Here is a 25,395-nt window from a genome sequence, read left to right as displayed (position 1 = left end):
CTTAGACGATACAGAACACTCTGTTTTCTCGTTTCTCAGCCGGTTTCTGGTAATTTCCTTGCTTTTGGCAAGGGAGGGGTTTCGTATGTCACATCAAATGTAGCAATTTGAGATTAGTGATAACGACGGGATGACCCAAAAACCAAGCAATATGCCCCACCTGACAACTTTGATGTTTGGGGACGGAACGCCGCGTAAGGCGTTTTTGACTGCTTTGGGCGTGGGTACGTTATTGACAGTCATTAATCACGGGGACGTGCTTCTTTCGGGACAAGCTCCACCTTTGCACAAGGTGGTTTTGACATATTGTGTCCCGTATTGCGTCACGACTTGGGGTGCGGTGACAGGAAAACGCGCGCAGTTGGCCCGATTTGAGATGAGGCAACGTTAATAATCTTTGGGGGGAATGATTATAATGAATGCAGAACAGTTTTTTAGTGAAAAAAGTATCCTAGATTTAAGTTTTTTCAATTTCCGAAGCGCGATCACAGCAGCTTACTTTGCCAATCAAGATTTGGAAATTTTACGCGTGAACGATAACTTTAAATCGTTCTTCCCAATCTTGGGAAATGTCACAAACGCGTCTTTGCTGGATGTGCTTGAGCAATTGCACATTCCGGGCAAACAGATTGACACCTTCGTGACCGAATTGGAGGGCAAAGGGTTCGTTTTGTTGCCCGAAGTTCATGTCACCATTGAAGGGCAGGAAAAAATATACTCTTTGCTGTCAACACATACGAAGGATTTGGATTTTTCTTACCTAAACGGGGTTCAAGGTCAGTTCGTCGATCGCACTCTGGAATGGCAACTGAAAAAAGAACGCGAAGATTTGCTAGAGCAAAAACTTCGCGACCGGGAAATCATCGAAGAAAAAAGCCAACAGCTAGAGCACCTTGCCACGCGGTTGGCCAAGTATCTTTCGCCACAAATCTACAGCAGTATTTTCTCGCAATCTGATGACGTCGTAAATCGACATGCCCGTAAAAACCTGACACTTTTCTTTTCTGATATCGTCCAATTCACCGACCTGAGCGATACGCTGGAACCCGAACGCTTGGCATTGGTGATCAATTCCTATCTCTCCGAGATGACCAAGATCGCGATCGAATGTGGCGGGACGATCGACAAATTTATCGGTGACGCCGTTCTGGTCTTTTTTGGCGACCCCGAAAGCGAGGGCGAGGTCAAAGATGCGCTCAAATGCGTGGATATGGCCCTGCGCATGCAGGAACGGGCGGCAGAACTGCAAGGGTACTGGCGTAAACTCGGCGTGCCGAATGGTCTTCGGGTTCGCATGGGGATTGCGACAGGGTTTTGTACAGTTGGTAACTTCGGTTCGGATCAACGATTGGATTATACCGTTCTGGGCAGCCCGGTGAACCTCGCTGCGCGCTTACAGGGGGCGGCTGACCCCGATACGATATTGATGGATCAGAGCACCCAATCCCTGGTCTCGAATGCGGTGGATGCGACGTTCAAAGGTGAAATGACACCCCGAGGATTTTCCAGAACAGTCAGTTATTATGAGGTCGAAGGGCTCAAACCAAATTCCGACATTCGGACAACACAGGCGTTCAGCCATTTCGGGGAACACGTCGAAGTCAACGTGATCGACAGTTCCAATATCCGGGCGGCCATCGAAGAGTTGCGTCAAATTCAAACGCAGTTCGAAAAGCAACTGCAGAACACTTGAACATGACTTCAAGTACAAACGCAAAGTGGTCATGGCTCTGGCCTGTTTTCAGATCCTGTGAATGTCAGATCACAAGGCGGGTCATTTGTTCTGGTATTGATGCGCCTTCAGGTATCGGCTTTTGAGAGCAACCACTTTGAAAACACCCCCAATCCCTTGGGGCTGCGTCCCGGCACGGTCACGATATAATAACCCAGCCGTTCCTGTTTCAACGCGCAGATCCGCACCAGCGACCCGTTTTGTATTTCGCGCTCAACCAGCGACCGGGGCTGGACTGTGACGCCAAGCCCAGCGAGCGTGGCCGACATCACCAAGTCTCCGGTATTCAGTAGGGTCAGGTTCAAGGCGTCCATCGACACCCCCTCCTGCGCGATCAGCGCACTGCGTTCCAACATGAACGATTCCATGACCCACGGCAGGTCCTGCACGTCGCTCAAACAGGTGGTGGTACGCCCCTTCAGCAGATCGGGATGCGCCACCACCCAGAAATCCCCGTCGGTCAACAGCTCGATCTCCAATCCCGGCCAATCACCATCCCCATAGCGAATGGCCAGATCAAACCCGCCCCGGCGCATATCCACCAGATCGGTGCTGGGGTTGATGTTCAGCGTCACTTCAGGATGACGGGCCCAGAACTCTCCGATCTGGGGCATCAACCAGTGTGACGCGAACGAGGGCGTTACCGAGATATGCAGCGGCCGATCCTCTGTCAGGCGTCGCAGGTCCTCAACCCCATCTGAAATGGTTTCAAACCCAGCACTCAGGGCATCGGCCAACCGCTGGCCCTCAGGGCTAAGGATCAACCCACGCCCCTGTCGCACTACCAACGCTTCGCCGAACTCCGCCTCCAAGCTGCGCACATGCTGGGCAATGGCCGCATGGGTCACATTCAGCTCGCGCGCGGCTTTGCTAAAGCTCTGCCCGCGTGCTGTGGCTTCGAATGCGCGCAACGCGGCCAGTGAAGGGATCCGGGACCAGTTCATCTATATGATAGCTCACCTAACATTTCAGAAATCATACTGATTTGCCCCATCGGACATCAATCCCCTAATTTAAAGACAGACCATACCCCGAAGAAGGAGCTTCGATATGTTAGGAATTTTTGCATCCGTGATCAAAACCTCAACCGGTCAAGAGGCTTGGGATCCCCACCACACCCCCGCACCCCGCGCGCATCCTGTATTGGAACACGAACGTCGCAAAGGGCTGGAACTGCGCCGGTTTCTCAAAATTGACCGGACCCGCTGCAGCTGAGCACGCGGAAAAACCGCCGCGCACCCACGCCCCGTAGACAAAGAAAAAGGCCATGGCTTGGGACCATGGCCTATTTGCACGAGGTGGTAGGTGTCGGGTCTTAAGAGGGCCCGATCATGAAACAGGTGACATTGCGGGCTTTCAAACGACGGCAGGCCAGATCCGCTTGATCGCGCGTCATGCCCTGGAACGTGGCCTCAAACCCGCGATTGGATTGGCTGACCTTGCGCAGGGACCCATCCAAGGTGGACATTTCCGCCAAAGCCGTGCGCAACAGCACCTTTTCGGCCTGATAACGGTTGGTATATCGCCCAACATTGATGCCCCAAAGGTGACCGCCCGAGGTACTCAGCCGGGTCACGACCTCTTGCTCGGGTTCGGGCATAACCGCTTTGCCCTGACCTGTTGTCGACAACAGGGCTAGGTTTTCGGGCCGCATCGCAGGGCGTGTGCCTCCGCTTCCGGCCTCGGTTTGGGCAACAATGTCTGAATTCGCCATCGCTGCATCAATTCCGGCCTGAATGCGGTCTGTTTGCTTTGCTGCATTTGCGGCAACACTGTCAGCCACCAGAACCCCACCGGGGCGCAGCTTCGGGCGCAGGCTGGATTTCGGCGCACCAGCCACACGCACAGTCTTGCTGACCGTGGCGTTGGTGTTGCCCACATAAGCCGGGCGGTTCGGCTTGCTGATCGGTGCTCGGGACGGCGCGCGCCGGAACCCAAGATCCAACAATTCAGCCACCCGTGCGTTCCGGGACGATGTTGATTTGCCACCGAAAACCGTCGCAATCACCCGCTCATTCCCGCGCTTGGCAGAGGCAACCAGATTGAACCCGGCCGCTTGCGTGTAACCCGTCTTGATGCCATCCGCGCCCTGATAAGCAGCGAGCAGGCGCCGGTTGGTGTTGTTCACGGATTTGATGCCCGCATTGGTCGAACGCCGCGAGAACAAATTGTAATACTGTGGATAGTCATACAGCAGATGCCGCCCCAACGCGGTCATATCCCGCGCGGTACTCATATGGCCCTTTTCCGTCAGACCATGAGCGTTTTTGAACGTGGTCCGGGTCATGCCCAAGGCCTTGGCCGTGCGGGTCATCCGCCGGGCAAAGGCCGCCTCGGACCCCGAAATCGCAATGCCAATCGCGGTGGCGGCATCATTGGCGGATTTAACCGCTGCCGCCCGGATCAGATAGCGAAACGCGATCTTTTGACCGGCGCGCAATCCCAACTTCGACGGCGGCTCTGCCGCGGCGGCTTTAGGGATCCGTACCTTGGTGTCCAAGGTGATTTCACCATTCCGCACCGCCTCAAAGGCGATGTAGAGTGTCATCATTTTGGTCAGCGACGCGGGATGCAAACGGGTGTCGGCATTGCGTGCGTGCAAAACCTCGCCTGTTCTGGCGTCAATGACCATTGCCGCATAGGGGGCTGCCGATGCGCGTGACACGAGCATCAGACACAGCATAACTGCGGTGAGAATAAATAGGCCCAAACGGGCCGGCTGAATGCGCCGAACCTGCACGATGATTGCCTCTGTCTGCCTCTGGCCGCCGATTTTCCGGCTGACTCTGGAATTATTACCCACAGGCTAACACAGCATTTCCTCAAAATAAACCCGTAGGTTGTGGGCGTTTACGGAAAACTAGAGTTTCATATGTCTATATTTAGGGGGACGCCTAGCCTGACCCCCTAAACCGGCGATTGTGGCAAAACTGTGGCGTGACCTAGATCACACTTTAGGGTCGTGTTCGGTGGTCAGGTAAGACTCGGTCGTATACGTGATCCCCAACGAGAAAAAGCACTTCTGCGGGATCTGCGCCCGGATTGCAGTTTCCAGATCCGCCATCAGCTTTTGCGTAAATGCAGCATCACGATGGGCCTTGGTCAGCATCGAAATCGATACCAGCAAATGAGTGTGGTGATATTGCAGCGCCGGATACGCGCGGCCCTTGCACTCCCCCGATCCGCCATCGTTGCGCAGAATGACCTGCTCAATCTCGGCCAGAATGACGGGGGCATCAATCATCAGATCTTCGGAATATTTTATTTCCGCGTGGGGCATGAAATTCTCTCCTCTATGCTTGCGTGCCTATCGAACAACCCCACCGGGCCGCAAGTCACCCCAGATCCTGAACCAGATCCGCCAACCCGCCCAAATCGGCGAGTTCGTGATATTTCGGCGCACCAATGGGCGGCTCTGCATGCTCGATCTCCCAGACCAAACCATGGGGCACATAGACACCCCATCCCCCGGCGTTGATCGCAGGCACCACATCCGAACGCATCGAATTGCCCACCATCATCGCCCGGTCGGCCCCATCGCCGTGGCGCTCAAACACCGTCCGATACACCGCATCGGTCTTTTCTGACACGATCTCAACACCATCAAACAGATCACCCAAGCCAGACTGGGCCAGCTTGCGTTCCTGATCAATCAAATCGCCCTTGGTGACCAAAATCACCCGATGACTGTCCGCCACCGCTTCGACCGCTTGCTGGGCATGGGGCAGCAACTCAATCGGATGGGCGAGCATGTCCTGTCCCGCTTCGATCAACTCGCGGATCACGGCGGCAGGCACCCGGTCTTCGGTGACCTCGATAGCGGTTTCGATCATCGACAGAACGAACCCCTTCACCCCATACCCATAGTGCCCGATATTCTTGCGCTCTGCCGCCAGCAACCGCTCGGCCAGATGTTCGGGCGCGGCGTGATCCGCCAGCAATCCAGCGAACCGATCCTGCGTCAGACGAAAGAACCGTTCGTTGTGCCACAAGGTGTCATCTGCATCAAAGCCGACGGTGGTCAGATTACGTCCCATGCAATGCCTGTGCGCTTTCTCTTTTATATTCGCCCGCGAAGGCTATATAAGGCCCAAGATTAAACCAAAGTTCAAACCGGATATTTCTGCACGATGCTGCTACAGCCCCTCATGATGTCGGACAAATCGGACGACGACGGCGATACCTCTGTCATTACGGCGACGCGCCCCAAGACCCAGCGCCCGCCGCTGTACAAGGTCATGTTGCTCAACGACGATTACACCCCGATGGAGTTCGTGGTGCACGTTCTGGAACGGTTCTTTGGCCTGAATCACGCTGAATCTTTTGAAATTATGCTCGTCGTGCATAAAAAGGGTCTCGCTATTGTTGGCGTCTTCAGCCACGAAATCGCCGAAACCAAAGTGGGGCAGGTGATGGATTTCGCCCGTCGCCACCAGCACCCGCTACAATGCACCATGGAACGAGAAGAATAGGGGACACATGTCCGTCCGTCTGACACTGGCGCTCGATTCGGGCGACCTTCAGCTGTCCGGGGTTACCTCGGTCGTGCTGCCCACACCTGATCACGACCTCAGCGCCCTGCCCAAATCGGCAGAGGTGGTGCAGCCGTTCAAACCGTTCCACGACCATTTCGTGTCGCAGGGGTTTGAATGTGTGCCTGAAACAACCGCGCCCTGCGATACGGCGATTGTGTTCCTGCCCCGCGCCAAGGCACAGGCCCGCGCTGCTGTGGCTGCCGCCTGTCAGCGCTGTTCCGGTCTTGTGGTGATTGATGGTGCCAAAACTGACGGCATCGACAGCATCCTCAAGGAACTGCGCAAGCGCGTTGAAATCTTTGGCCCCATGTCCAAAGCGCATGGTAAGATTTTCTGGTTCCAATCGGCTCCAGAGATCGTGGCCGATTGGGTCGCGCCCAGCGAACAGATCGTTGATGGCTTTCATACCGCGCCCGGCGTGTTTTCCGCAGATGGCATTGACCCGGCATCCGCCCTGTTGATCGACTCCCTGCCGCAGAAACTCGGGACCCGCGTCGCTGATCTGGGCGCCGGCTGGGGCTTTCTGTCGGCGCGCCTGCTGCAAGATCCCAAAATCGAATCCGTCGATCTGGTCGAGGCAGATCATGCCGCCCTGACCTGCGCACAGACCAACATTACTGATGATCGCGCCCGCTTCCACTGGGCCGATGCCCTGACGTGGCAGCCCAAAGAGCAATTCAATACCGTGGTGATGAACCCGCCGTTCCACACCTCGCGTGCGGCTGAACCGACGCTGGGGCAGGGCTTTATCCAAACCGCCGCGCGCATTCTAACCACCTCGGGCACGCTCTGGTTGGTGGCCAATCGCCACCTGCCGTACGAAACGGTGTTGGGGCAACATTTCGCCTCTGTGCAAGAAACCGCCGGTGACAATCGGTTCAAGGTGCTGCGGGCGCAACGACCCACTCGCAAGCGTCGCTGATCCCCGCTAACCTGCGCGTCAACACAGGGAGTCTGCCATGTCTTTTTCCATCGCTGGCAAAACCGCCATCGTGACCGGGGCCGCCAATGGCATCGGCCTCGCCATTGGGCGTCACTTTGTCGAAAAAGGCGTGAATGTGATGTTCGCGGATATGGACGAAAAGCGTCTGATCGCTGAGCTGGGCGAACAGGCGGAAGAGGGCAATATCCGCTATTTCGCCGGGGATCTGCGCGAAAAGCTGACCATCGCCAACCTGTTGTCCGCCACCCTCGATGCCTTTGACGAAGTCGATATTCTGGTCAACGGATCGCGTCAGGTTGTGCCCTCTGATCCGCTGGATACCGATGACGACTCGGTGACCAAACTGCTGAACCAGAACCTGATGCCCGCCCTGCGCCTCAGTCAACTGGTGGCCAAGCGCATGATCAAACAAACCAAAGAAGACGAAGAGGATGCGCCTGCCGGGTCGATCATCAACCTCTCGTCCATTGCCGCGCGGCGCACGCATCCCGATCTGATGGCCTATTCCGTCTCAACGGCGGCACTGGATCAGATGACGCGCTCGCTGGCCGTGGCTCTGGCCCCCAAGCGCATCCGTGTCAATTCCATCGCGATCGGTTCGGTGATGAGCGCCTCGCTCAAATCCACGCTCAAAGACAACCGTGAATTTCGCACCGACATCGAAAACCACACGCCCCTGTCACGCATCGCATCGCCAACCGAGCTGACCGAAACCGCGCAGTTTCTGGCCTCGGACGCGTCGGGCTTTATGACTGGGCAGATCATGACACTGGACGGCGGTCGCACCCTGCTGGACCCCGTTGCCGCGCCAGCCCACTAATTTCCCACCAAAAGGACCGCTTATGACCGCGCCCATGGAAACCGAAAAAGCCACCGCCGCCGCATGGTTCCGCCAGCTGCGCGATGACATCGTGGCGTCGTTCGAAGCGCTCGAAGACAGCCATGCCACCGGCCCTCTGTCCGACGCAGAACCGGGCCGGTTCGAAGTCACAACAACCAAACGCGCCTCCGACGATGGCTCTGACGCAGGGGGCGGACTGATGTCCGTCATGCGCGGCGGCCGCGTGTTCGAAAAGGTCGGCGTGAACGTATCCGAGGTGCACGGCACCCTAGGCGAACGCGCCCAAAACGCTATGGCGGCGCGCAAGGGCATCCCCGGCATGAAAGACGACCCGCGCTTCTGGGCCTCGGGCATTTCGCTGGTGGCGCATATGCAGAACCCCCACGCCCCTGCGGTCCACATGAACACCCGCATGTTCTGGACCCCACATGCATGGTGGTTCGGCGGCGGCTCTGACCTGAACCCCTGCATCGAATACGACGAAGACACCGCGCATTTCCACGCCACGCAAAAATCCCACCTCGACCCGCACGGGCTGGCGCATTACCCGCGTCTCAAAGACTGGGCCGACGAATATTTCTACATCCCGCACCGCAATCGCGCGCGCGGCGTCGGTGGCATCTTCATGGATGACTACTGCACTGATGATTGGGCAAATGACTTTGCCCTGACGCAGGATATCGGCCGCGCCTTCTTGCCCGCCTTTGTCCCCCTGATCGAAAAACGCCGGGTTCAGGATTGGTCCGACGCCGACAAAGACGCGCAGCTGGTGCATCGCGGCCTCTACGCCGAATACAACCTCGTCTATGATCGCGGCACCAAATTCGGGCTCGAGACCGGCCACGACGCCAACGCCGTGTTGATGAGCCTGCCCCCCATGGCCAAGTGGGTCTAACCCCACCGCGCAGGCGCCCAAGCCTGCGCACTCCAACGTTCCTGTTTTCAACCCGTTTGCGCAACCGCGTCGGTGCAATCCGTGTGCCTTGGGACGGACAACCAACCGCGCCTGATCGCTGCGCAATTGTGTCCCTATTTACCTAAATGCATCCGCCGACAGGCTAGCGCCGCTCTACGCTTGTGCCTAGAATATAGGCAATTCCCTTTCCCCGAGCGGAGCTTTTCAAATGTCCATTAGAACCACCAACGGCCACAGCCACCGTTTTGACAGCGTGCTGGACACCATCGGCAACACCCCGACCATCCGGATCAACCGCATCGCGCCTGCGCATGTGAATGTCTTTGTGAAAACCGAATCCGCCAACCCCGGTGGCTCGGTCAAGGATCGCCTCGCTCTCAACATTATCGAAGCCGCCGAACGCGATGGCCGCCTGCGCCCCGGCCAAACCGTGGTCGAGGCAACGTCCGGCAACACCGGCATCGGCCTCGCTATGGTCTGCGCCGCCAAAGGCTATCCGCTGGTCATCACTATGGCCGACAGCTTTTCGATCGAACGCCGCCGCCTGATGCGCTTCTTCGGCGCCAAGGTCGTCCTGACCCCCAAGGCGCTCAAAGGCATGGGCATGTACAACAAGGCCAAAGAACTGGCCGAGGCCAACGGCTGGTTCCTCGCCAGTCAGTTCGAAACCACAGACAATGCCGACATTCACGAACACACCACCGCGCGCGAAATCCTTGCCGATTTCCAAGGCCAGCGGCTGGATTACTGGGTTACGGGCTATGGCACCGGCGGCACCGTCTCTGGCGTCGGTCGGGTGCTGAAACAAACCCGACCCGAGACCAAGATCATCCTAGCCGAACCCGGCAATGCGGGGTTGATCGCTTCGGGGCAAACCACCCCGCGCAACGACCAGAACCAAGCCACCGAAAGCCACCCGGCCTTTCAACCCCATCCGATCCAGGGCTGGACCCCGGATTTCATCCCCTATGTGTTGCAGGAAACGCTGGATCATGGCTATCACGACGCCTTGCTGCCCGTGCCCGGCCCTGATGGCATCGCATGGTCCAAACGTCTGGCCGCAGAAGAGGGGATCTTTACCGGCATCTCGGCCGGCGCCACCTTTGCCGCCGCCATGCAGATCGCTGAAACCGCCCCCGAAGGCGCGAACATTCTGGTGATGCTGCCCGACACCGGCGAACGCTACCTCTCCACTCCCCTGTTCGAAGACATCCCCGAGGACATGGACGACGAAGAGATGGCGATCTCCCTCTCAACCCCCTCGGCTCAACTCTGATCCGAGACGCGCAACGCCAGAAACCTTGCCTCGACAGAGGGGGGGCAGACCCCGATCACATGGCCGCGTCCTGCAACATTGATCCAAACCGGTCGCGAGCCACAATATCCAAGATCGCATGTGTGGGACGTTTCTGCCGTTTGCTGCGGTTATGGCAACGTCTGCTTTGGAGGGGTCTTAAACTTGGGCAGCCCAAGCAAAAAATGCCATGCTGGCAATGAAAACCCCCGTTGCCATCGGACAACGGGGGTTCGGTTTATTCAACATCAAGGGCTGAATTAGATCATCCTTCGCGTTCCAGCTTCTTGCGTGCCAGCTTGCGGGCACGACGGATCGCTTCTGCTTTCTGACGCGCGTTTTTCTCGGAAGGCTTCTCGAAATGTTGCTTGAGCTTCATTTCACGGAATACGCCTTCCTTTTGGAGCTTTTTCTTTAGAACTCGGAGGGCTTGATCGACATTGTTGTCGCGAACACTGACCTGCATGTGGTTTACACCAACTCTCTTGTTTGGGTTGCGGTGATTTGAATATATTGGCTAGGTAGCAATCTTAGACCGTCTTGTACAGCAAAGCTGGCTATGGGGATGAAACTACCAGTCTCTGGAATTGCGCCAAGGTCCGTTTAACTTATCATAAAAACATCATATCGCGTTGTTTTACCGATAATTTGGTGAGAGCATTTCTGAACGCCCTCAAGAGGAGCAGCCTTAGAGGGCCACTTTAGAACCACTCGTTTACGCGCATGTTTGATCGCCAATCGTACGAGATCAGCAGCGTCATCGTCGGAGCCGACGATCTCGCGGACTTGACGTAGCTCCTGCTTCACCAGTGCCGAATTTTTTCGTTCAGGATGCATCGGATCAATCAGAATTGCTTCGCCTGCCAGTTCTGGGATCAGATCCAGTGCGTCTCCCTTCAGAAGGGTCATGCGACCAATAATTTCGCGAAGCTGACCACCTTCTCTTGCTGCGCGTTTCATGCCTTGTTCTAACAATGCATGCATTTTCTCTGAGCGTTCGATCAAAGTGACCTGCGCACCTAAAGACGCTAAAAGAAATGAGTCCCGGCCCAATCCGGCAGTCGCATCGACGATCATGGGGGTTTTACCCGCCCGCAGCCCCATGGCCTTGGGTAAATCTTGCCCACGACCCCCACCGAACCGAAGTCGGTGGGCGACTGAACCTGTGACAAAATCAATGCGAAGCTCTCCTGCAACCTGGTTCAAATTTTGTTTATTCTCCATCCCCGAAGAGCATTGATGCTCGTGCGCCTCGATCTGTAGCGCAATTCTGTATTTCCCACAGCCCCCAAAAGCGGCCATTGGTGCAGTGCGCAGCATCCAGCACTCTTTCTACCCTTTTGCCACATGGCACGCAGTGCAGCTTGACCCACTGTGAATGTAAGCCAATGGTCTAACGAAATCGCCAAACAGCCTAGACGTCAAACGCCATATTCCGTGAGCCCAATCTCGAATTCCGCCACATCCCCCTATCATTCCCAGCCGCATCGCGTATGGGAAGGGGACACTTGTAGGAGAGATTGACCGATGGACACCACTCAGAGCGTCCCTGAACGGGTTGCAGCGGCACAGGCCGCCGCGAAGCCTTCCGAAGATCGCATCGCAGAAATTTTCGATCTGGGTGACGCGCAAACGCTCTCCGTTTCTCTCGCCGAAGACCTGCGCGCAGCCACCGTTGCGCTGGAATTGGCGACTGTCGATATCTATTCCGCCTTTGAATCTCAGATGCAGCACCACTTCAAACGTGGCCCGTTTTCTCGCAAGTTGAAAAACCTTCTGATTGACGCGGGCAAAACCGATCTCGCGGATCGGGTGCACCACTACTATCTGGCCGCTAACGTGCTGAAACACGGCAAGGGCGCAAGCCACCGCGAACTTCTCAACGCGCCGACGTCTCTCTATGCGGTGAAAGCGGTCCAGGACGTGGCGGTTGATGATGACCACCCGGCCACCGGTTTGATTGATGTCACCGGACCGGATTTTTTTGCGGGGCTCACCAAAACCATTCTCGAGGCGTATCAGTTTCTGGAAAAGAAATAGACCCATCTGAATGGGGCAGCGGTCAGCCTCTTGGTTCAAACCGCTCCATGCCCTCTTTGATGATCCGCCACCGCATCAATTCCTCGGCCACTTGATAGGCTTTGTAATCCATTGATCGGTTGGTGGCGTTGTCCAACAGTTTGACATCTCGCACGGGAACCAGCCCGGCGACCTCGCGCCCGTTTTTCAGAATCAAAAACCGGTCTTGATGGTAATCGGCGTCATGGACAAATTTGCCCAGATTGTCGCGCAGTCGGGTTATGGAACACAGCTTGATCATGGCAGCCTCGGGATCGGGATCAGAGACGGCAGAGTCGCAAAATTCGGTTAACAGGGTCTCGCCGCACCGTGCGTAACCCCTTGGAAACGGGTTTTGTACGAAATCACGGGGAAATTCCCCAAAACGTCAGAAACGGTCGATTTTGACAGTGGTTCTGAGGGGGCAAATCGTACGAAATCGCCCCCGAACTCCCCAATCAGGCGGATCGCCACCCGGCCTCGCGCATGGCTTGACCATATCCATCCGCCAGTTTCATCTGCCCGCCTAACCCTTTAGACAGCAGCGCTTTGTGCATTTTAGGCAGATTGTGACAGGGCACATGCATCACCATGTGGTGTTCCAAATGGTAGTTCACCCAATATGGTGCGACAAACAACCGGGCAACGAGGTTTGCCTTAGTGGTACGCACATTCTGTAGTGGGTCTTCCGACTGCTCGGTTGCGCCATGTTCGGCAATGTTGCGCACGCGCAGCACGAATTGGAACCATGTCAGATAGGGCAGCAGCCAAAATGCCAGCCCCCACCACCAATCACCGATCACGCCCATCGCAATGATAACAAACAGAAAAACCGGGAGGCTCTTCCACAATTGTGGGGCCTTAAAGCTTTGGGCAAAGTCCGACGCCGCAGCTTCCATCGCGTCTTTGTCCCCCGCCAACTGGAACGACATCATGATCTGTCCCATCAGTTGTTTGACCCCGGTTTGACCGGTTAAGTCTCTGGAGAATTTACGTTTTAATGACGCGTGAGAGGTCGGGAACTTGGATGACAACACCAGATCCGGGTCTTTGTCCGTCTGAGTGAAACGGTGGTGCGTGAGGTGATAATGACGATAGGCCGAAAGCTCAGCCAAAATCGGGCGGCCACACAGCCACTCACCAACTAGGTCATTGATCTTACGAGATTTAAACAATGCATTATGCGCCGCCTCATGCATCAAAATAGCCAATCCCAACTGCCGCGATCCGATCACCAACACCGCAATAACAAAGGTCAGCGGATTGGGCCAAACCGCAAACAGAGACAACGCCAAAGCAATGGTGCCCCAGCAATGCAGCACCAACCAATACCCCATCGCGTCAGAACGTTCGGCCAAAGGGCGGATTTCTTCAGTGGATAAATAAGCCTTACCTGGTGTCATGGATGGGTCCTCCTCTTGCCGCAAAGCGTCTCAGAGAGGGACCTATCCTGTCAAACTGACCATGGCGTCAAAACTTTTGTGACGTCACGCCCTCCAGTCGAAAAAGCCTTCTCCGGCCTTGTTTAAAAGGCCTTTGGCTATCGCACGGCCCAGCTCGGCTCCGTCTTCGATTGGGCAGGTTTGGTCGTCACTGATCGATTCTGAACCGTCTGGACGCAGAACCTCACCGCGCAACCGCAGCGTATCGCCATCCAACTCCGCAAGCCCCGCAATCGGTGTTTCGCAAGAGCCGTCCAGCGCCGCCAGAAACGCCCGTTCCGCAGCCAGTCTCTGGCCCGTTGTTGTGTCATGGATCGCGGCCAACATGTCCGCAACGCGGCTGTCATCCAAACGCCGCTCAATACCAATCGCACCCTGCGCGACGGCAGGTAGCATATCGTCTGTTTCAATCGGGGTTGCGGGCACATCATCCATCGCCAGACGGTTCAAACCGGCGGCAGCAAGGAAGGTGCATTCTGCAACGCCTTCCGAAAGCTTTTTCAATCGCGTCTGAACATTTCCTCTGAATTCAACGACTTGCAGATCAGGTCGACGGTTCAGCAGCTGCGCCCGACGCCGCAAGGAAGAGGTGCCAACAACCGCGCCTTCGGCCAATTCGATCAGCGCCGATTTGCTGTGGGAGACAAACGCATCACGCACATCTTCGCGCGGCAGATAGGTGTCCAGCAGCAATCCATCGGGTTGCAGAACAGGCATGTCTTTCATCGAATGTACGGCAATGTCGATCGCGCCAGACAGCAGATCCTCTTCGATTTCTTTGGTGAACAACCCCTTGCCGCCGATTTCTTTCAGCGGGCGGTCCGCGTCAATCATCGCCCGGTTATCCCCGGTGGTTTTGATCACGACGATCTCAAACGCTTCGGGCGGCAGATCGAAAGCAGCGGCCAAACGGGCGCGTGTCTCATACGCCTGAGCCAACGCCAGAGGCGAGCCACGGGTGCCGATTTTCAGAGGCGAAGCGGGGGAGGGAAGAGTTACTGTCATACCGACAGCTTTAGTCGCGTCACATTGCCCTGACAATGGGGGCTGTGCTTGACAAATTGCCGCCGAAGCGGGACGCGTGTGCGCAAACCGGAATTTGGGGGCAGATATGGCCGAGACGAAAAAACTGCTGCGCGCACTGGCGGGTGAAACGCAAGATGTGCCGCCGATCTGGATGATGCGGCAGGCCGGGCGCTATCTGCCCGAATACCGCGCGACCCGTGCGCAAGCCGGGGATTTCTTGTCGCTGTGCTACAATCCCGAATTGGCGGCCGAGGTGACATTGCAACCCATCCGTCGCTATGGGTTCGATGCGGCGATCCTGTTCGCGGATATTTTGCTGATTCCTCAGGCGCTTGGGGCTGATCTATGGTTTGTCACGGGCGAAGGCCCACGGCTGTCGACGATCACCAGCCAAGCGGATTTTGATGTACTGAAGCCTGCAACGGACATCCACGAAACGCTGTCGCCGATCTATGAAACGGTCAAGATCCTGTCGCGCGAACTGCCATCGGATACCGCTTTGATTGGGTTTGCTGGGGCACCTTGGACTGTCGCAACCTACATGATTGCAGGGCGCGGAACCCCCGACCAAGGGCCAGCCCATGCCCTGCGCGAAGGCAATGTTGCCTTGTTCGAGGCGCTGTTGGACCGGATCACCGTTGCCACCATTGATTATCTGTCGATGCAGATCGAAGCCGGTGCTGAAGTGGTCAAAATCTTTGACAGCTGGGCCGGATCACTCAAGGGCGACGCGTTTGAGAAATACGCGTTAGAGCCGTGCCGCGTCATCACCAAGGCCCTGAAAGAGCGCCACCCGACTGTGCCCGTAATCGGGTTCCCGCGCGAAGCTGGTGAAAAATACGTGGGCTTTGGCAAGGCAACCGGTGTGGACTGTGTCGCGTTGGACAATTCGGTTGATCCACTCTGGGCCGCTCAGAATGTGCAGGTTGATGGCTGTGTACAAGGGAACCTTGCGTCCCGCCACATGGTGACCGGTGGGCAAGCCTTGGTCGATGAAACCAACGCCATTGTCGATGCATTTTCCAAGGGGCCACACATTTTCAATCTGGGTCATGGCATCACACCGGATGCGGACCCTGAAAATGTGCAGCTGATGATCGACACGGTTCGGTCACGCTAAGCGAAACGATCAAAGGTCAGCCGGATAGGCTGGCCTTTAGTTCTTTCAGGATATCTTCTGAGTTTTGTCCGCGTGCCGGGCTAGGCTTTGGTTGCCAGTTTTGCGTTGAAAAACGCGGTGCAGCTGCCGCTTGTAGGGTTCCACCAACATCTCGCCAAACCTGTCGCGCTTGATTCATCTCGTGGTCTGCGGCCTGGGTTGGGGACAACACAGGGGCGACGCAGGCATCTGTCCCGACGAACATCGCCTCCCAATGGGCGCGAGGGTGCTGAGCGAACAGGTCCGCCAGACGTTTAGTCAAAGCGGGCCAAAGCTTTTTGTTCATTTGCTGCTTGAATTCAGGATCTTCTGTCAGTTCCAGAATTTGCAGGAACAGCGCGTAAAATTGCGGTTCCAGACATTGAACGCTCATGAAACCTCCATCGGCACAGGCGTAGGTGTGGCTCCAATGTGGGCCGTCCAGCAAGCTGTGACCACGTGTATCCGAAAGCTGCCCAATTTGGCGCAGTCCGATCAGCAGGTTCATCATGTGGGCCGATCCGTCATAGATGGCGGCATCCACAACGGTCCCTTCACCGGTCCGTCCGGCACTGATCAACGCTGCGAGCATACCCGCAACCAGATACATCGCCCCACCGCCGATATCTCCAACCAAAGTTGCGGGCGGCATGGGAACGTCCCCGGGGGCAGAACTGTACCACATGGCCCCGGACATTGAGATATAGTTCATGTCATGCCCGGCTGCCTGAGACAGTGGACCGCTCTGCCCCCAACCTGTCATACGCCCAAACACCAGCTTGGGATTGATCGCGTGGCACACGTCAGGACCTAGGCCCAGTTTCTCCATCACGCCGGGTCGGAACCCCTCGATAAGACCATCGGCGCTTGCGATCAGGTCTTTGGCTGTTTGCAGATCATCAGCGTTTTTCAGGTCCAACGCGATTGACCGCTTACCCCGGTCCAGCAATGCGCCCCCTGCGTCCCCCGTAAGCGAAGACCCACCCTTGCGATGAATCACGATTACCTCGGCGCCCAGATCGGCCAACGTCATGGCGGCAAACGGGCCAGGGCCTAGTCCCTCAATCTCGATGATCCGAATTCCGTTCAACATGGTGCTCTCCCTTTTCTTGCGGGCAAGGTTTCGGGGCGGCGCGACAAAGGCAAGGGGTGGGTGGTGCGACGTGGCGTCCTGATCTTTGGCGTCTAGGCAGAACGAGGCCGGCGTGATCTTTTCGGACCAAGAGGGAGGACAGACATGTCGACAGTGAGCTTTGAAAAAGACGGACGGATCGGGCGGGTGACCTTGAACCGGCCAGACGTGATGAATGCGATCAACGATGAATTGCCACGCGATTTGGCGGCTGCAATTGCAGAGGCTGATGCGGACCCGGATGTGCATGTGATTGTTCTGTCTGGCAACGGGCCCGCGTTCTGTGCGGGATATGATCTGACGTTTTATGCCGAAGGAAACGGGTCGGGGGATGTGACCCAACCGATGCCGTGGGACCCGATCAAGGATTACCGGTTCATGTGGCAAAACACGCAGCATTTCATGTCGCTTTGGCGGGCGGCTAAGCCAGTGATCTGCAAGGTGCACGGGTTTGCTGTGGCTGGGGGATCAGACATTGCGCTGTGTGCTGATCTGACGATCATGGCTGAGGATGCGCAAATAGGGTACATGCCTGCCCGTGTCTGGGGCTGTCCAACCACGGCGATGTGGGTGTATCGGCTTGGAGCTGAGCGTGCCAAGCGGATGTTGTTCACGGGCGATAAGATTTCGGGGCGCGAGGCTGCGGATATGGGCTTGGTGCTCAAGGCGGTTCCGGCGGATCAATTGGACGATGCGGTCGAAGAAATGGCGGGTAGGATGGCGACCGTCCCGATCAATCAGCTTGCGATGCAAAAAATGGTGATCAATCAGGCGATTGAGTCGACAGGAATGATGGAAACTCAACGGCTTGCGACTATTTTTGACGGCATCACGCGGCATTCCCCCGAGGGGATCAATTTCAAGACCCGCTCGGAACAAGTTGGCTGGAAACAGGCGGTAACCGAACGCGATCAGGGCACCTTTGACTGGACCGAAAACGAAGAGATCCCCAAACGCAACCGCTGATCAGGCGTTATGCAGGAAACAACTGGTCCAACAAGGCGATGATTTCATCGCGTTGGGTCAGCTGTTCAATCCAATCCTCGGGAATGCCGGTCTGACCGCCAACGCCATGGACTGCCCCCATCACGGCGCCCAGCAGGATCGCGCGGCCACAGGAATCGCCCCCGGCATAGATGTTCTGCTCGATCGCCTCTCTGTAGGAGGGCGCAATGGACAGTGTATGAACCACGCTGGGCACGCCATAGGCAAGATCGCAGCTCATTCCTATCGTTCGGGTGATGTCGCAGGTGGATTGGCCAATCATGTCACCCAGCGGAGCAAGGGCGTCATGGACATCATCTGGAGCCGATACGTCGATTTCTTTCAGCGCATCGGAGATCTTACCGCCGTTCACAATAGCACGCATCAGGTCCGCTGCGGTTGTGCCAAAGGAAATGGCTGTGGCGCAATCGTTTGTGACGCGGATGGCGGATGTGACTTGCTCGGCAAAGCCCTCGGAGCCTGCGGTCAGGGCGACAAGTGCTGGTAATTTCGAAATGGCAGGCAGTTGCCGGTCGTCCGCACCCAGAAATTCGGGCGCGTTGTCAGCTGCTGATGCGCGGGATATATTGTCCAGCGTGTCGCGGGTTGGATGGTCAATGTATCCAACGTAGGCCCCGCCATATCCGAAATGGGCTTGGAATGCCGCTTGGTAGTGATCCTTGTCATACTGCCCTGTTTCAGCCAGAGACCGCAGCATGACCAAGGCTTGTTCACCATATTGAGACAAGGCACCGGCCGATTTGGTTGGATGGGCAAAATATCCGGGCACGTCTTGGTAGTCATTCAGGCTGGCAGGGTGAAATGCGGCCGTCTTTGGTGCAACTTGTGCGATGCGATCCTGATCATAGAGCCAATGCAGCCCAAGGGATGCGGCATCAGCGACCAACGCGCCGATGACAAGGTTGCGTTGGCGAGAGATCAGATTCTGGGTCATAAAGAAGTCCTTACGTGGGTTCCTCTTGATGTGGGGTGCCGTAGCGCTGCGACAAGATCCGTTGATCAATAAGGCAGCTTGACCCGTGTACGGGCGATTTGGCGTTGTTTTTGTTTTTCCCGAAAATAGACGAACAAGCCAGAGCCCATGATCAAAGCCATGCCGACCCAGACTTCCCAGTCCGGGATATCAGACCACAGCAACCAACCCCAAAATACAGCCAAAGGCAGCCCGATATATTCAAAGGGGGCAACGGTTGCGGCACTGGACAAGCGATATGCTTGACTCAGGCAATACCCGATCACTGTTGTGTTCACGCCCAGCCCGAACAGAAATAACCAGTCATAGGCTGATGGCATGGACCATGCGCGCAGCAAAAAGAACAACGCAGGACTGTCAAGGTTTTCAGCCATCGCGCCGTCCCCCGCGACCAGATAAAAGCCAAGGGACACGGGAATAAACATTGCCTGGATATAAACAGCTAAAGCCGAAGCTTTGGTTGTCGCGCCCAGCTTTCGTGTCAACAATTGCATCAACGCATAGGCCAATGCGGCCAGTACCGGCAGCAACAAGACTGCCCGGCTGGTTTCAAGCGCTTCGCCACTGTCCCAAGGGCGCTGCATGATCAGGACCCCAACGAAGCCAGCAAATACGGCCCCGATACGCAGCATACCGACCTTTTCCCCAAGCAAAGGGATGGACAGCAATGTGATAAAAAGAGGCGCGGCAAAAAATAGGGCCGTCACATCAGCCAAAGGCGCAGCTGCAAGAGCTACGAAAAAAGCCATGTTTGATACGACAACCAACAATCCGCGTAACAGATGCATAAAGGGGTGGTTGGTTTTAAGGATCGACAGACCGCCTTCAAAATGCACCAGAACCAGGCTGAGACAAATCCCGATGACCGACCGGATCAGCACGATCTCATGCAGGGGGTAGCCCCCGGACAATTGCTTGATCAGCAGATCATTGATCGAAATTGCGGCCATGCCGACAAGAATGAATGCAATGCCCCGCGTGGATGGGGGCAGCGTGTGATCTGTCATGTGGTAACTCCTGGGGTCGACACGTCGAAGAATTACGTGTGCCCATGGCGGCATGGCTATCACAGCTACGACTTATGTCTATGCATGTTTGTTATATCAGCCCGCTTGTGCCCTTGGCGGGTGGCCATGGCTGCTTTAGATGTAGGACAAGGACAACCCAGGGGAGGACTTGCAGCGATGCAGATGACAGGCGAACGCGACATTCAGGCCGATGTGGCCACGGTTTATCAGGCCCTGTTGGACGCTGAGGTGTTAAAAGCCTGTGTTCCCGGCGCGCAAGAGGTCGTTGGAACCCCTGAAGACGGATATACAGCTACCGTTGTGCAAAAAGTAGGGCCGGTGAAGGCGACGTTCAAAGGCTCGGTTACGATGTCCGATATGATCACAAACGAAAGCCTGACCATCGCGGGTGAAGGCAAAGGCGGCGCCGCTGGGTTTGCCAAGGGTGGTGCACAGGTGAGGCTCACGCCAACCGAAGCGGGTGGCACGCTGCTCAGCTATGATGTCGAGGCCAAGGTCGGTGGCAAGCTGGCGCAACTTGGCAGCCGTCTGATCGATGGATTCGCCAAGAAAATGGCCGATCAGTTTTTTGGCAATTTCCAAGAAGTCCTTGAAGGGCCTGCTGAAGACGAGGCAGGAAATGACCCTGAAGAGGGCGGCAAGAAAAAAGGCTGGTTGGGGAAACTGACCGGTCGCGCCTGAACCCTGCGTACATGCGCAGTTAAATGTGCATTCAAGCTCTGTCCCCGTTCCTGCGCACAGGTTAGTCTGTTGCGGAACATGGGGAACGGGCATGACGACAATTCTCTCTATCAAGGACCTCCGAAAATCCTACGAGGGTGGTTTTGAGGCGCTAAAAGGTCTTACGTTGGACATTGAGCAAGGTGAAATCCTTGCGTTGCTTGGCCCAAATGGGGCTGGCAAAACAACGTTGATTTCGACCATTTGTGGGATCACCTCAGCGACCTCGGGCAATGTCACGGTTGGCGGTCACGATATTCAACAGGATTTTCGCGCCGCACGCCGGATGATTGGATTGGTACCGCAGGAAATCGCACTGGAACCTTTTGAAACGGTTGCAAACACCGTTCGGTTTTCCAGAGGGCTGTTTGGCAAGCCTAAGGATGACGCACGGATTGAAGAAATTCTTCGCAAGTTGTCGTTGTGGGACAAACGCAAAAACGCGGTCAAGGAGCTGTCCGGAGGTATGAAACGCCGGGTGCTGATCGCCAAGGCGCTGGCCCACGAACCCCGCGTCTTGTTTCTGGATGAACCCACCGCCGGCGTCGACGTTGAGCTGCGCAAAGACATGTGGGAAATCGTTGCAGAGCTAAAGCAACAGGGCGTGACCATCATCCTGACCACCCATTACATCGAAGAGGCCGAGGCCATTGCCGATCGTATTGGGGTGATCAACAACGGTGAGCTTCTGTTGGTTGAGCAGAAAGCCACGCTAATGGCGCAGATGGGTAAAAAGCAGATAGAAGTGCAACTGGCTGAACCTTTGACCTCCATCCCCGCTGCATTGAAACAACATGATCTGACGCTGACCGAAGATGGCGGTATCGTTTATACATATGACACGCATGGTGAACGGACCGGGATCACGACATTGCTGAACGATGTGGCACAAGCAGGGCTGACTCTGCGAGATGTTCAAACACGCCAAAGCAGTCTCGAAGAAATTTTCGTCACCCTTGTGTCGGGAGGAAAGTCATGAATTGGACTGCAATTGCTGCCATCTACCGGTTTGAGATGGCACGGTTTTTCCGAACACTCGCGCAGAGCTTTTTCTCACCCGTGTTGTCGACGTCTTTGTATTTCGTGGTGTTTGGAACCGCGATTGGCAGCCGCATACAAGAGGTCGAGGGAGTCTCTTACGGGGCCTTCATCGTGCCCGGTTTGATCATGTTGTCGGTTGTCATGCTGGCAATTTCCAATGCCTCATTTGGGATCTATTTCCCCAAATTCCTAGGTACAATTTATGAGTTGCTGTCCGCCCCGGTCAATTTCATCGAGATTGTTATTGGCTATGTGGGGGCCGCGGCGACCAAGGCGTTGTTCGTTGGCTTGGTGATTCTGATAACATCAATGTTCTTCGTCGATATCCGAATTGAGCACCCCGTCGCGATGGCCGCCTTTTTGGTTCTGACCTGTCTGAGTTTTGCATTGTTGGGGTTCATCATTGGAATATGGGCCAGTAATTTTGAACAGATGTCACTGATCCCTCAACTTGTTGTGACACCGCTAATTTTTTTGGGGGGGACATTCTACTCGATTTCGATGCTGCCCCCGATGTGGCAGACGATAACTTTGTTTAACCCGGTCGTTTACCTAATCTCTGGTTTCCGGTGGTCATTCTTCGGAACGGCTGATGTGCCTATCGGCCTGAGTTTGTTGGCTATTGCCGGCTTTACAGCGATTTGTCTTGGAGTGATCTGGTGGATCTTCAAAACGGGCTGGCGGATTCGCAGCTGAGCGACCTACTTTTAAGGCGTTGCATTTTTGCCCAGCCCCCACGTGAATCTGGCTGCCGTCACGTTTCTGACGGGGGCTGCGTCTTGTTTGTCTTAGGGGGGCATTCTACATCGGCAGCATGAAACTTAGCCTCCCGTTTTTCAACAAGCCGCCTTTGGTGGCTGTCGTGCGCCTGTCGGGCGCTATTGGAATGTCTGGCCGGTCGTCGTTGAACGACGCCTCGTTGGCCCCGGTTTTTGAGAAAGCGTTCCGCAAGGGGAAACCTGCGGCTGTGGCGCTGGAGATAAACTCGCCGGGGGGATCCCCTGTGCAAAGTTCGCTGATCGGGGCCCGGATCCGGCGCTTGTCCGATGAGTTGGAGGTCCCGGTTATCGCTTTTGTCGAAGACGTTGCCGCATCAGGTGGATATTGGCTGGCGGCCGCTGCTGATGAGATTTGGGCAGATGACAGTTCGGTTGTGGGTTCAATTGGCGTTATTTCGTCTGGCTTTGGCGCACATGTGTTTCTGGCACGTCAGGGACTAGAGCGCCGTGTTCATACGGCGGGAAAATCCAAGTCGATGCTGGACCCGTTCAGCCCACAAAAAGAGGACGATGTTGCCCGTCTCAAGGTTTTGCTGGGTGATATCCACGAGAATTTTATCAATCACGTGAAGCGTCGCCGGGGCGACAAGCTGGATTCGGCTGCTGAACTGTTCACGGGCGAAATCTGGTTGGCCAAGCGAGCGACTGAATTGGGATTGATTGATGGGATTGCCCACTTGAAGCCGAAGCTGAAAGAGCGGTTTGGCGACAAGGTTCGGACACGTCGGTATGGTGTGCGTCGGCCTTTTTGGTCCCGGTTCGGTGCAGAACTGACACAAGACGCGTTTGCGGGTATCGAAGAACGCGCAGCATATGCGCGGTTTGGTCTTTGATATGATTTTGAAAGTCGTCACTTTATTCCTTGTCGGTATGGCTGCCCTAGCCATGTTCGGAAAGCTCCGTTTCCCGGGGCAAAAACGTTTGGCTTCGGCCAAATGTCCGCGGTGCGGGCGTTATCGTATCGGCAAAGGCCCCTGTGCCTGTGGACATGGAGGTCAAAAATGATGGCTTGGGTACTTTCGGGGCTAGGTTTGGTGATCTTGCTGTTGGCTGGGGACGCCTTGGTGCGTGGGGCCGTGAACCTGAGCTTGCGGCTTGGGGTTCCAGCTTTGATCGTCAGCCTGACGATTGTTGCCTTTGGAACATCCGCACCCGAACTTTTGATTGCCATCAAAGCCGTGCAGGAAAATGCGCCGGGTATTGCGTTGGGGAACGTCGTCGGATCGAACACAGCTAATGTTTTGTTGGTGCTGGGCATTCCGGCATTATTGGCCACGCTCCACACCAGTGAGTGCAACACGCGCCGTAACTATGTCTTTATGCTGCTGGCGACGTTGCTGTTTATTGCATTGGCCTTCTGCGGCACCTTCACGCTGTTAAGTGGCGCTATCTTGCTTGGCGCGCTGAGTTTAGTTTTGATTAACGCATTTCGCCAAGCCCGTGCGCACCGCCGGGCCTGTGGGAACGCCAGCGAAGACGAGGAAGAACTGGAAGGGCTGGAAGAAGCTGACCCTGACATGCCGTATTGGAAGGTGTCCATCTATCTGCTTCTTGGCCTTATTGGTTTGCCAATGGGCGCCCACTTGTTGGTTGATAATGCGACCGTGATTGCGCGCACCTATGGGGTGAGCGAGACCGTAATTGGCCTGACGCTGGTTGCTGTGGGGACGTCTTTGCCGGAATTGGCCACGACTGTGATGGCTGCCTTGCGGCGGCAAGCGGATGTGGCTCTGGGCAATGTGATCGGCTCGAATATGTTCAATCTCTTGGCTATTGTCGGGATCGCAACGTTGTTTGGTGAAATCTCGGTTGATCCTGAATTCCTTGAGTTCGATCTGTGGGTTATGCTAGGCGCGACGCTGCTGCTGGTTCCGTTTGTTTTCTTCAAACGTGACATAACAAAAATCTGGGGTGTGATCCTGACGGTGCTGTATTTCACCTATGTGATTTCCGTATTGGTTTAACCCCGTCCATCAACGGGAGATCTTTTTCATGCCTCAAGCTCTTGTGACAGGTGCAGGAATTCGATTGGGTCGGGCTATGGCGCTGTATCTTGCACGCCGAGGGTTTGATGTAGCAGTCCACTATGCCAGCTCAGCAGCGCCTGCAGAAGAGACCGTGAACGAGATCCGCGCTATGGGGCGCAAAGCCGTCACTTTGCAGGCTGATTTGTTGGACGAAACGCAGGTCCAGGCCCTGTTGCCAGATGCGGCCGAGGCACTGGGCGGGCCGATTACATGCTTGGTCAACAACGCCTCCATATTTGAGTATGATACACTCACTTCTGCGACGCGCGAAACTTGGGACCGTCATTTGGATAGCAACCTGCGCGCGCCTTTTGTGCTCACGCAGACCATGGCTGCTCAGGGGCTGGAACCTGCAATCGACCAAAGCGGCGAGCCCTATGCCACCGGGTTGATCGTCAATATGGTCGATATGCGGGTACGAAAACTGACCCCAGAATTTATGACTTATTCGCTTGCTAAGATGGGGCTGTGGACATTGACCCAAACAGCTGCACAGGCGCTGACCCCGGCCATTCGTGTGAACGCTATTGGGCCTGGACCCACGTTGCAGGGCCATCGACAGTCGTTGGAGCACTTTACAGCTCAGCGCCAGAATACGATTTCGGGACGCGGTGCCAACGCTTCTGATATTACGGCGGCTTTGGGGTATTTCATGGATGCCCCTGCGGTAACTGGACAGTTGCTTTGCGTGGATGGGGGGCAGCACTTGGGGTGGAAAACACCCGATGTTCTAGGCCCAGAATGAGACAACTTTTCGAAAGTTTT

The 25,395-nt window shown here is 55.9% G+C and carries 29 protein-coding genes; 17 read left to right on the top strand and 12 right to left on the bottom strand.

Translation table 11 applies throughout. The features are described from left to right. Positions 1–130: 130 nt before the first annotated feature. Positions 131–391 carry a nitrate/nitrite transporter NrtS gene (nrtS, locus tag ABWV33_RS08710; protein ID WP_353330106.1) on the top strand — a complete coding sequence of 87 codons (261 nt, stop codon included), beginning with the start codon at positions 131–133 and terminating at the stop codon, positions 389–391. Positions 392–529: 138 nt separating this feature from the next. Then, the gene (locus ABWV33_RS08705) at positions 530–1,693 is read left to right on the top strand and encodes an adenylate/guanylate cyclase domain-containing protein (RefSeq protein WP_353330104.1); all 1,164 of its coding nucleotides are present in this window, start codon (positions 530–532) and stop codon (positions 1,691–1,693) included. Positions 1,694–1,800: 107 nt separating this feature from the next. On the opposite strand, the gene ABWV33_RS08700 is transcribed toward ABWV33_RS08705, so the two are convergent. Further along, a complete protein-coding gene (locus ABWV33_RS08700) occupies positions 1,801–2,676 on the bottom strand; it encodes a LysR family transcriptional regulator (protein ID WP_353330102.1) in 876 nt (291 codons plus the stop codon). A 106-nt stretch (positions 2,677–2,782) separates the two neighbouring features. Between ABWV33_RS08700 and ABWV33_RS08695 the strand changes: the two genes are divergently transcribed. After that, complete coding sequence (locus tag ABWV33_RS08695; RefSeq protein ID WP_162930675.1) at positions 2,783–2,947, top strand: hypothetical protein; 165 nt, start codon at positions 2,783–2,785, stop codon at positions 2,945–2,947. A 100-nt stretch (positions 2,948–3,047) separates the two neighbouring features. Here ABWV33_RS08695 and ABWV33_RS08690 read toward each other — a convergent pair whose 3' ends face one another. From ABWV33_RS08690 to ABWV33_RS08680, 3 genes are all read right to left on the bottom strand, one after another. Continuing rightward, a complete protein-coding gene (locus ABWV33_RS08690; RefSeq protein WP_164618590.1) occupies positions 3,048–4,415 on the bottom strand; it encodes a D-alanyl-D-alanine carboxypeptidase family protein in 1,368 nt (455 codons plus the stop codon). A gap of 264 nt (positions 4,416–4,679) precedes the next feature. Continuing rightward, positions 4,680–5,012: a hypothetical protein gene (locus ABWV33_RS08685; protein WP_353330100.1), complete on the bottom strand. Its 333-nt coding sequence runs from the start codon at positions 5,010–5,012 to the stop codon at positions 4,680–4,682. Positions 5,013–5,067: 55 nt separating this feature from the next. Beyond that, positions 5,068–5,769 (bottom strand): HAD family hydrolase, encoded by a 702-nt coding sequence (locus tag ABWV33_RS08680; RefSeq protein ID WP_353330098.1) that lies wholly within the window; start codon positions 5,767–5,769, stop codon positions 5,068–5,070. A gap of 93 nt (positions 5,770–5,862) precedes the next feature. Between ABWV33_RS08680 and clpS the strand changes: the two genes are divergently transcribed. The 5 genes from clpS to cysK all read left to right on the top strand — a co-directional run bounded on the left by clpS (position 5,863) and on the right by cysK (position 10,243). Next, on the top strand, positions 5,863–6,204 hold the full coding sequence (gene clpS, locus ABWV33_RS08675) for an ATP-dependent Clp protease adapter ClpS (RefSeq protein ID WP_113825529.1): 342 nt from the start codon (positions 5,863–5,865) through the stop codon (positions 6,202–6,204). Positions 6,205–6,211: 7 nt separating this feature from the next. Then, positions 6,212–7,189 carry a class I SAM-dependent methyltransferase gene (locus tag ABWV33_RS08670; RefSeq protein WP_353330096.1) on the top strand — a complete coding sequence of 326 codons (978 nt, stop codon included), beginning with the start codon at positions 6,212–6,214 and terminating at the stop codon, positions 7,187–7,189. A 37-nt stretch (positions 7,190–7,226) separates the two neighbouring features. Continuing rightward, the gene (locus tag ABWV33_RS08665; protein ID WP_121998282.1) at positions 7,227–8,030 is read left to right on the top strand and encodes an SDR family NAD(P)-dependent oxidoreductase; all 804 of its coding nucleotides are present in this window, start codon (positions 7,227–7,229) and stop codon (positions 8,028–8,030) included. Between the two features lie 22 nt (positions 8,031–8,052). Then, the gene (gene hemF / locus ABWV33_RS08660) at positions 8,053–8,946 is read left to right on the top strand and encodes an oxygen-dependent coproporphyrinogen oxidase (RefSeq protein WP_353330094.1); all 894 of its coding nucleotides are present in this window, start codon (positions 8,053–8,055) and stop codon (positions 8,944–8,946) included. 229 nt (positions 8,947–9,175) lie between these two features. Next, a complete protein-coding gene (cysK, locus tag ABWV33_RS08655; RefSeq protein ID WP_353330092.1) occupies positions 9,176–10,243 on the top strand; it encodes a cysteine synthase A in 1,068 nt (355 codons plus the stop codon). Positions 10,244–10,526: 283 nt separating this feature from the next. On the opposite strand, the gene rpsU is transcribed toward cysK, so the two are convergent. Both rpsU and ABWV33_RS08645 read right to left on the bottom strand, forming a co-directional pair. After that, positions 10,527–10,727, bottom strand: coding sequence for a 30S ribosomal protein S21 (gene rpsU / locus ABWV33_RS08650; protein WP_040700433.1), 201 nt, complete (start codon positions 10,725–10,727; stop codon positions 10,527–10,529). 137 nt (positions 10,728–10,864) lie between these two features. Further along, positions 10,865–11,581 (bottom strand): class I SAM-dependent methyltransferase, encoded by a 717-nt coding sequence (locus ABWV33_RS08645; protein WP_353330090.1) that lies wholly within the window; start codon positions 11,579–11,581, stop codon positions 10,865–10,867. A 207-nt stretch (positions 11,582–11,788) separates the two neighbouring features. Here ABWV33_RS08645 and ABWV33_RS08640 point away from each other — a divergent pair, with 207 nt between their 5' ends. Next, positions 11,789–12,301, top strand: a complete 513-nt coding sequence (locus ABWV33_RS08640) for a hypothetical protein (RefSeq protein ID WP_353330088.1) — start codon at positions 11,789–11,791, stop codon at positions 12,299–12,301. A gap of 22 nt (positions 12,302–12,323) precedes the next feature. On the opposite strand, the gene ABWV33_RS08635 is transcribed toward ABWV33_RS08640, so the two are convergent. The 3 genes from ABWV33_RS08635 to hemC all read right to left on the bottom strand — a co-directional run bounded on the left by ABWV33_RS08635 (position 12,324) and on the right by hemC (position 14,766). Beyond that, the gene (locus ABWV33_RS08635; protein ID WP_113825523.1) at positions 12,324–12,581 is read right to left on the bottom strand and encodes a type II toxin-antitoxin system Phd/YefM family antitoxin; all 258 of its coding nucleotides are present in this window, start codon (positions 12,579–12,581) and stop codon (positions 12,324–12,326) included. Between the two features lie 196 nt (positions 12,582–12,777). Next, positions 12,778–13,722, bottom strand: a complete 945-nt coding sequence (locus tag ABWV33_RS08630; RefSeq protein WP_353330086.1) for a fatty acid desaturase family protein — start codon at positions 13,720–13,722, stop codon at positions 12,778–12,780. 84 nt (positions 13,723–13,806) lie between these two features. Continuing rightward, positions 13,807–14,766, bottom strand: coding sequence for a hydroxymethylbilane synthase (hemC, locus tag ABWV33_RS08625; RefSeq protein ID WP_353330084.1), 960 nt, complete (start codon positions 14,764–14,766; stop codon positions 13,807–13,809). A 106-nt stretch (positions 14,767–14,872) separates the two neighbouring features. Here hemC and hemE point away from each other — a divergent pair, with 106 nt between their 5' ends. Continuing rightward, a complete protein-coding gene (hemE, locus tag ABWV33_RS08620) occupies positions 14,873–15,907 on the top strand; it encodes a uroporphyrinogen decarboxylase (RefSeq protein ID WP_353330082.1) in 1,035 nt (344 codons plus the stop codon). A gap of 16 nt (positions 15,908–15,923) precedes the next feature. Here the strand turns inward: hemE and ABWV33_RS08615 are convergent, their stop codons facing one another. Beyond that, a complete protein-coding gene (locus ABWV33_RS08615; RefSeq protein WP_353330080.1) occupies positions 15,924–17,018 on the bottom strand; it encodes a CaiB/BaiF CoA transferase family protein in 1,095 nt (364 codons plus the stop codon). 144 nt (positions 17,019–17,162) lie between these two features. Here ABWV33_RS08615 and ABWV33_RS08610 point away from each other — a divergent pair, with 144 nt between their 5' ends. Continuing rightward, on the top strand, positions 17,163–18,023 hold the full coding sequence (locus tag ABWV33_RS08610) for a crotonase/enoyl-CoA hydratase family protein (protein ID WP_113825518.1): 861 nt from the start codon (positions 17,163–17,165) through the stop codon (positions 18,021–18,023). Positions 18,024–18,030: 7 nt separating this feature from the next. Here the strand turns inward: ABWV33_RS08610 and ABWV33_RS08605 are convergent, their stop codons facing one another. Beyond that, entirely contained in the window at positions 18,031–18,996 is a 966-nt protein-coding gene (locus tag ABWV33_RS08605) for an ADP-ribosylglycohydrolase family protein (protein WP_353330078.1), read from the bottom strand. 65 nt (positions 18,997–19,061) lie between these two features. Continuing rightward, a complete protein-coding gene (locus ABWV33_RS08600; RefSeq protein ID WP_353330076.1) occupies positions 19,062–20,042 on the bottom strand; it encodes a DMT family transporter in 981 nt (326 codons plus the stop codon). 177 nt (positions 20,043–20,219) lie between these two features. On the opposite strand from ABWV33_RS08600, the gene ABWV33_RS08595 reads away from it, so the two are divergent. From ABWV33_RS08595 to ABWV33_RS08570, 6 genes are all read left to right on the top strand, one after another. Continuing rightward, positions 20,220–20,744 (top strand): SRPBCC family protein, encoded by a 525-nt coding sequence (locus ABWV33_RS08595; protein ID WP_353330074.1) that lies wholly within the window; start codon positions 20,220–20,222, stop codon positions 20,742–20,744. 91 nt (positions 20,745–20,835) lie between these two features. Then, complete coding sequence (locus ABWV33_RS08590; protein WP_121998294.1) at positions 20,836–21,762, top strand: ABC transporter ATP-binding protein; 927 nt, start codon at positions 20,836–20,838, stop codon at positions 21,760–21,762. Next, positions 21,759–22,520: an ABC transporter permease gene (locus ABWV33_RS08585; RefSeq protein WP_113825513.1), complete on the top strand. Its 762-nt coding sequence runs from the start codon at positions 21,759–21,761 to the stop codon at positions 22,518–22,520. Before ABWV33_RS08590 ends, ABWV33_RS08585 begins: the two co-directional genes overlap by 4 nt. Positions 22,521–22,638: 118 nt before the next feature. Continuing rightward, positions 22,639–23,436: a S49 family peptidase gene (locus ABWV33_RS08580; protein WP_353330072.1), complete on the top strand. Its 798-nt coding sequence runs from the start codon at positions 22,639–22,641 to the stop codon at positions 23,434–23,436. Between the two features lie 168 nt (positions 23,437–23,604). After that, entirely contained in the window at positions 23,605–24,567 is a 963-nt protein-coding gene (locus tag ABWV33_RS08575; protein WP_353330070.1) for a calcium/sodium antiporter, read from the top strand. A gap of 28 nt (positions 24,568–24,595) precedes the next feature. Beyond that, entirely contained in the window at positions 24,596–25,375 is a 780-nt protein-coding gene (locus tag ABWV33_RS08570) for an SDR family oxidoreductase (RefSeq protein WP_353330068.1), read from the top strand. Positions 25,376–25,395: the final 20 nt, after the last annotated feature.

The sequence above is a fragment of the Phaeobacter sp. NW0010-22 genome (genome assembly GCF_040365955.1).
Classification (GTDB): Bacteria; Pseudomonadota; Alphaproteobacteria; order Rhodobacterales; family Rhodobacteraceae; genus OMPR01.
Note: the sequence above shows the minus strand (reverse complement) of the source record. Positions and strands in the feature narration are given on the sequence as shown.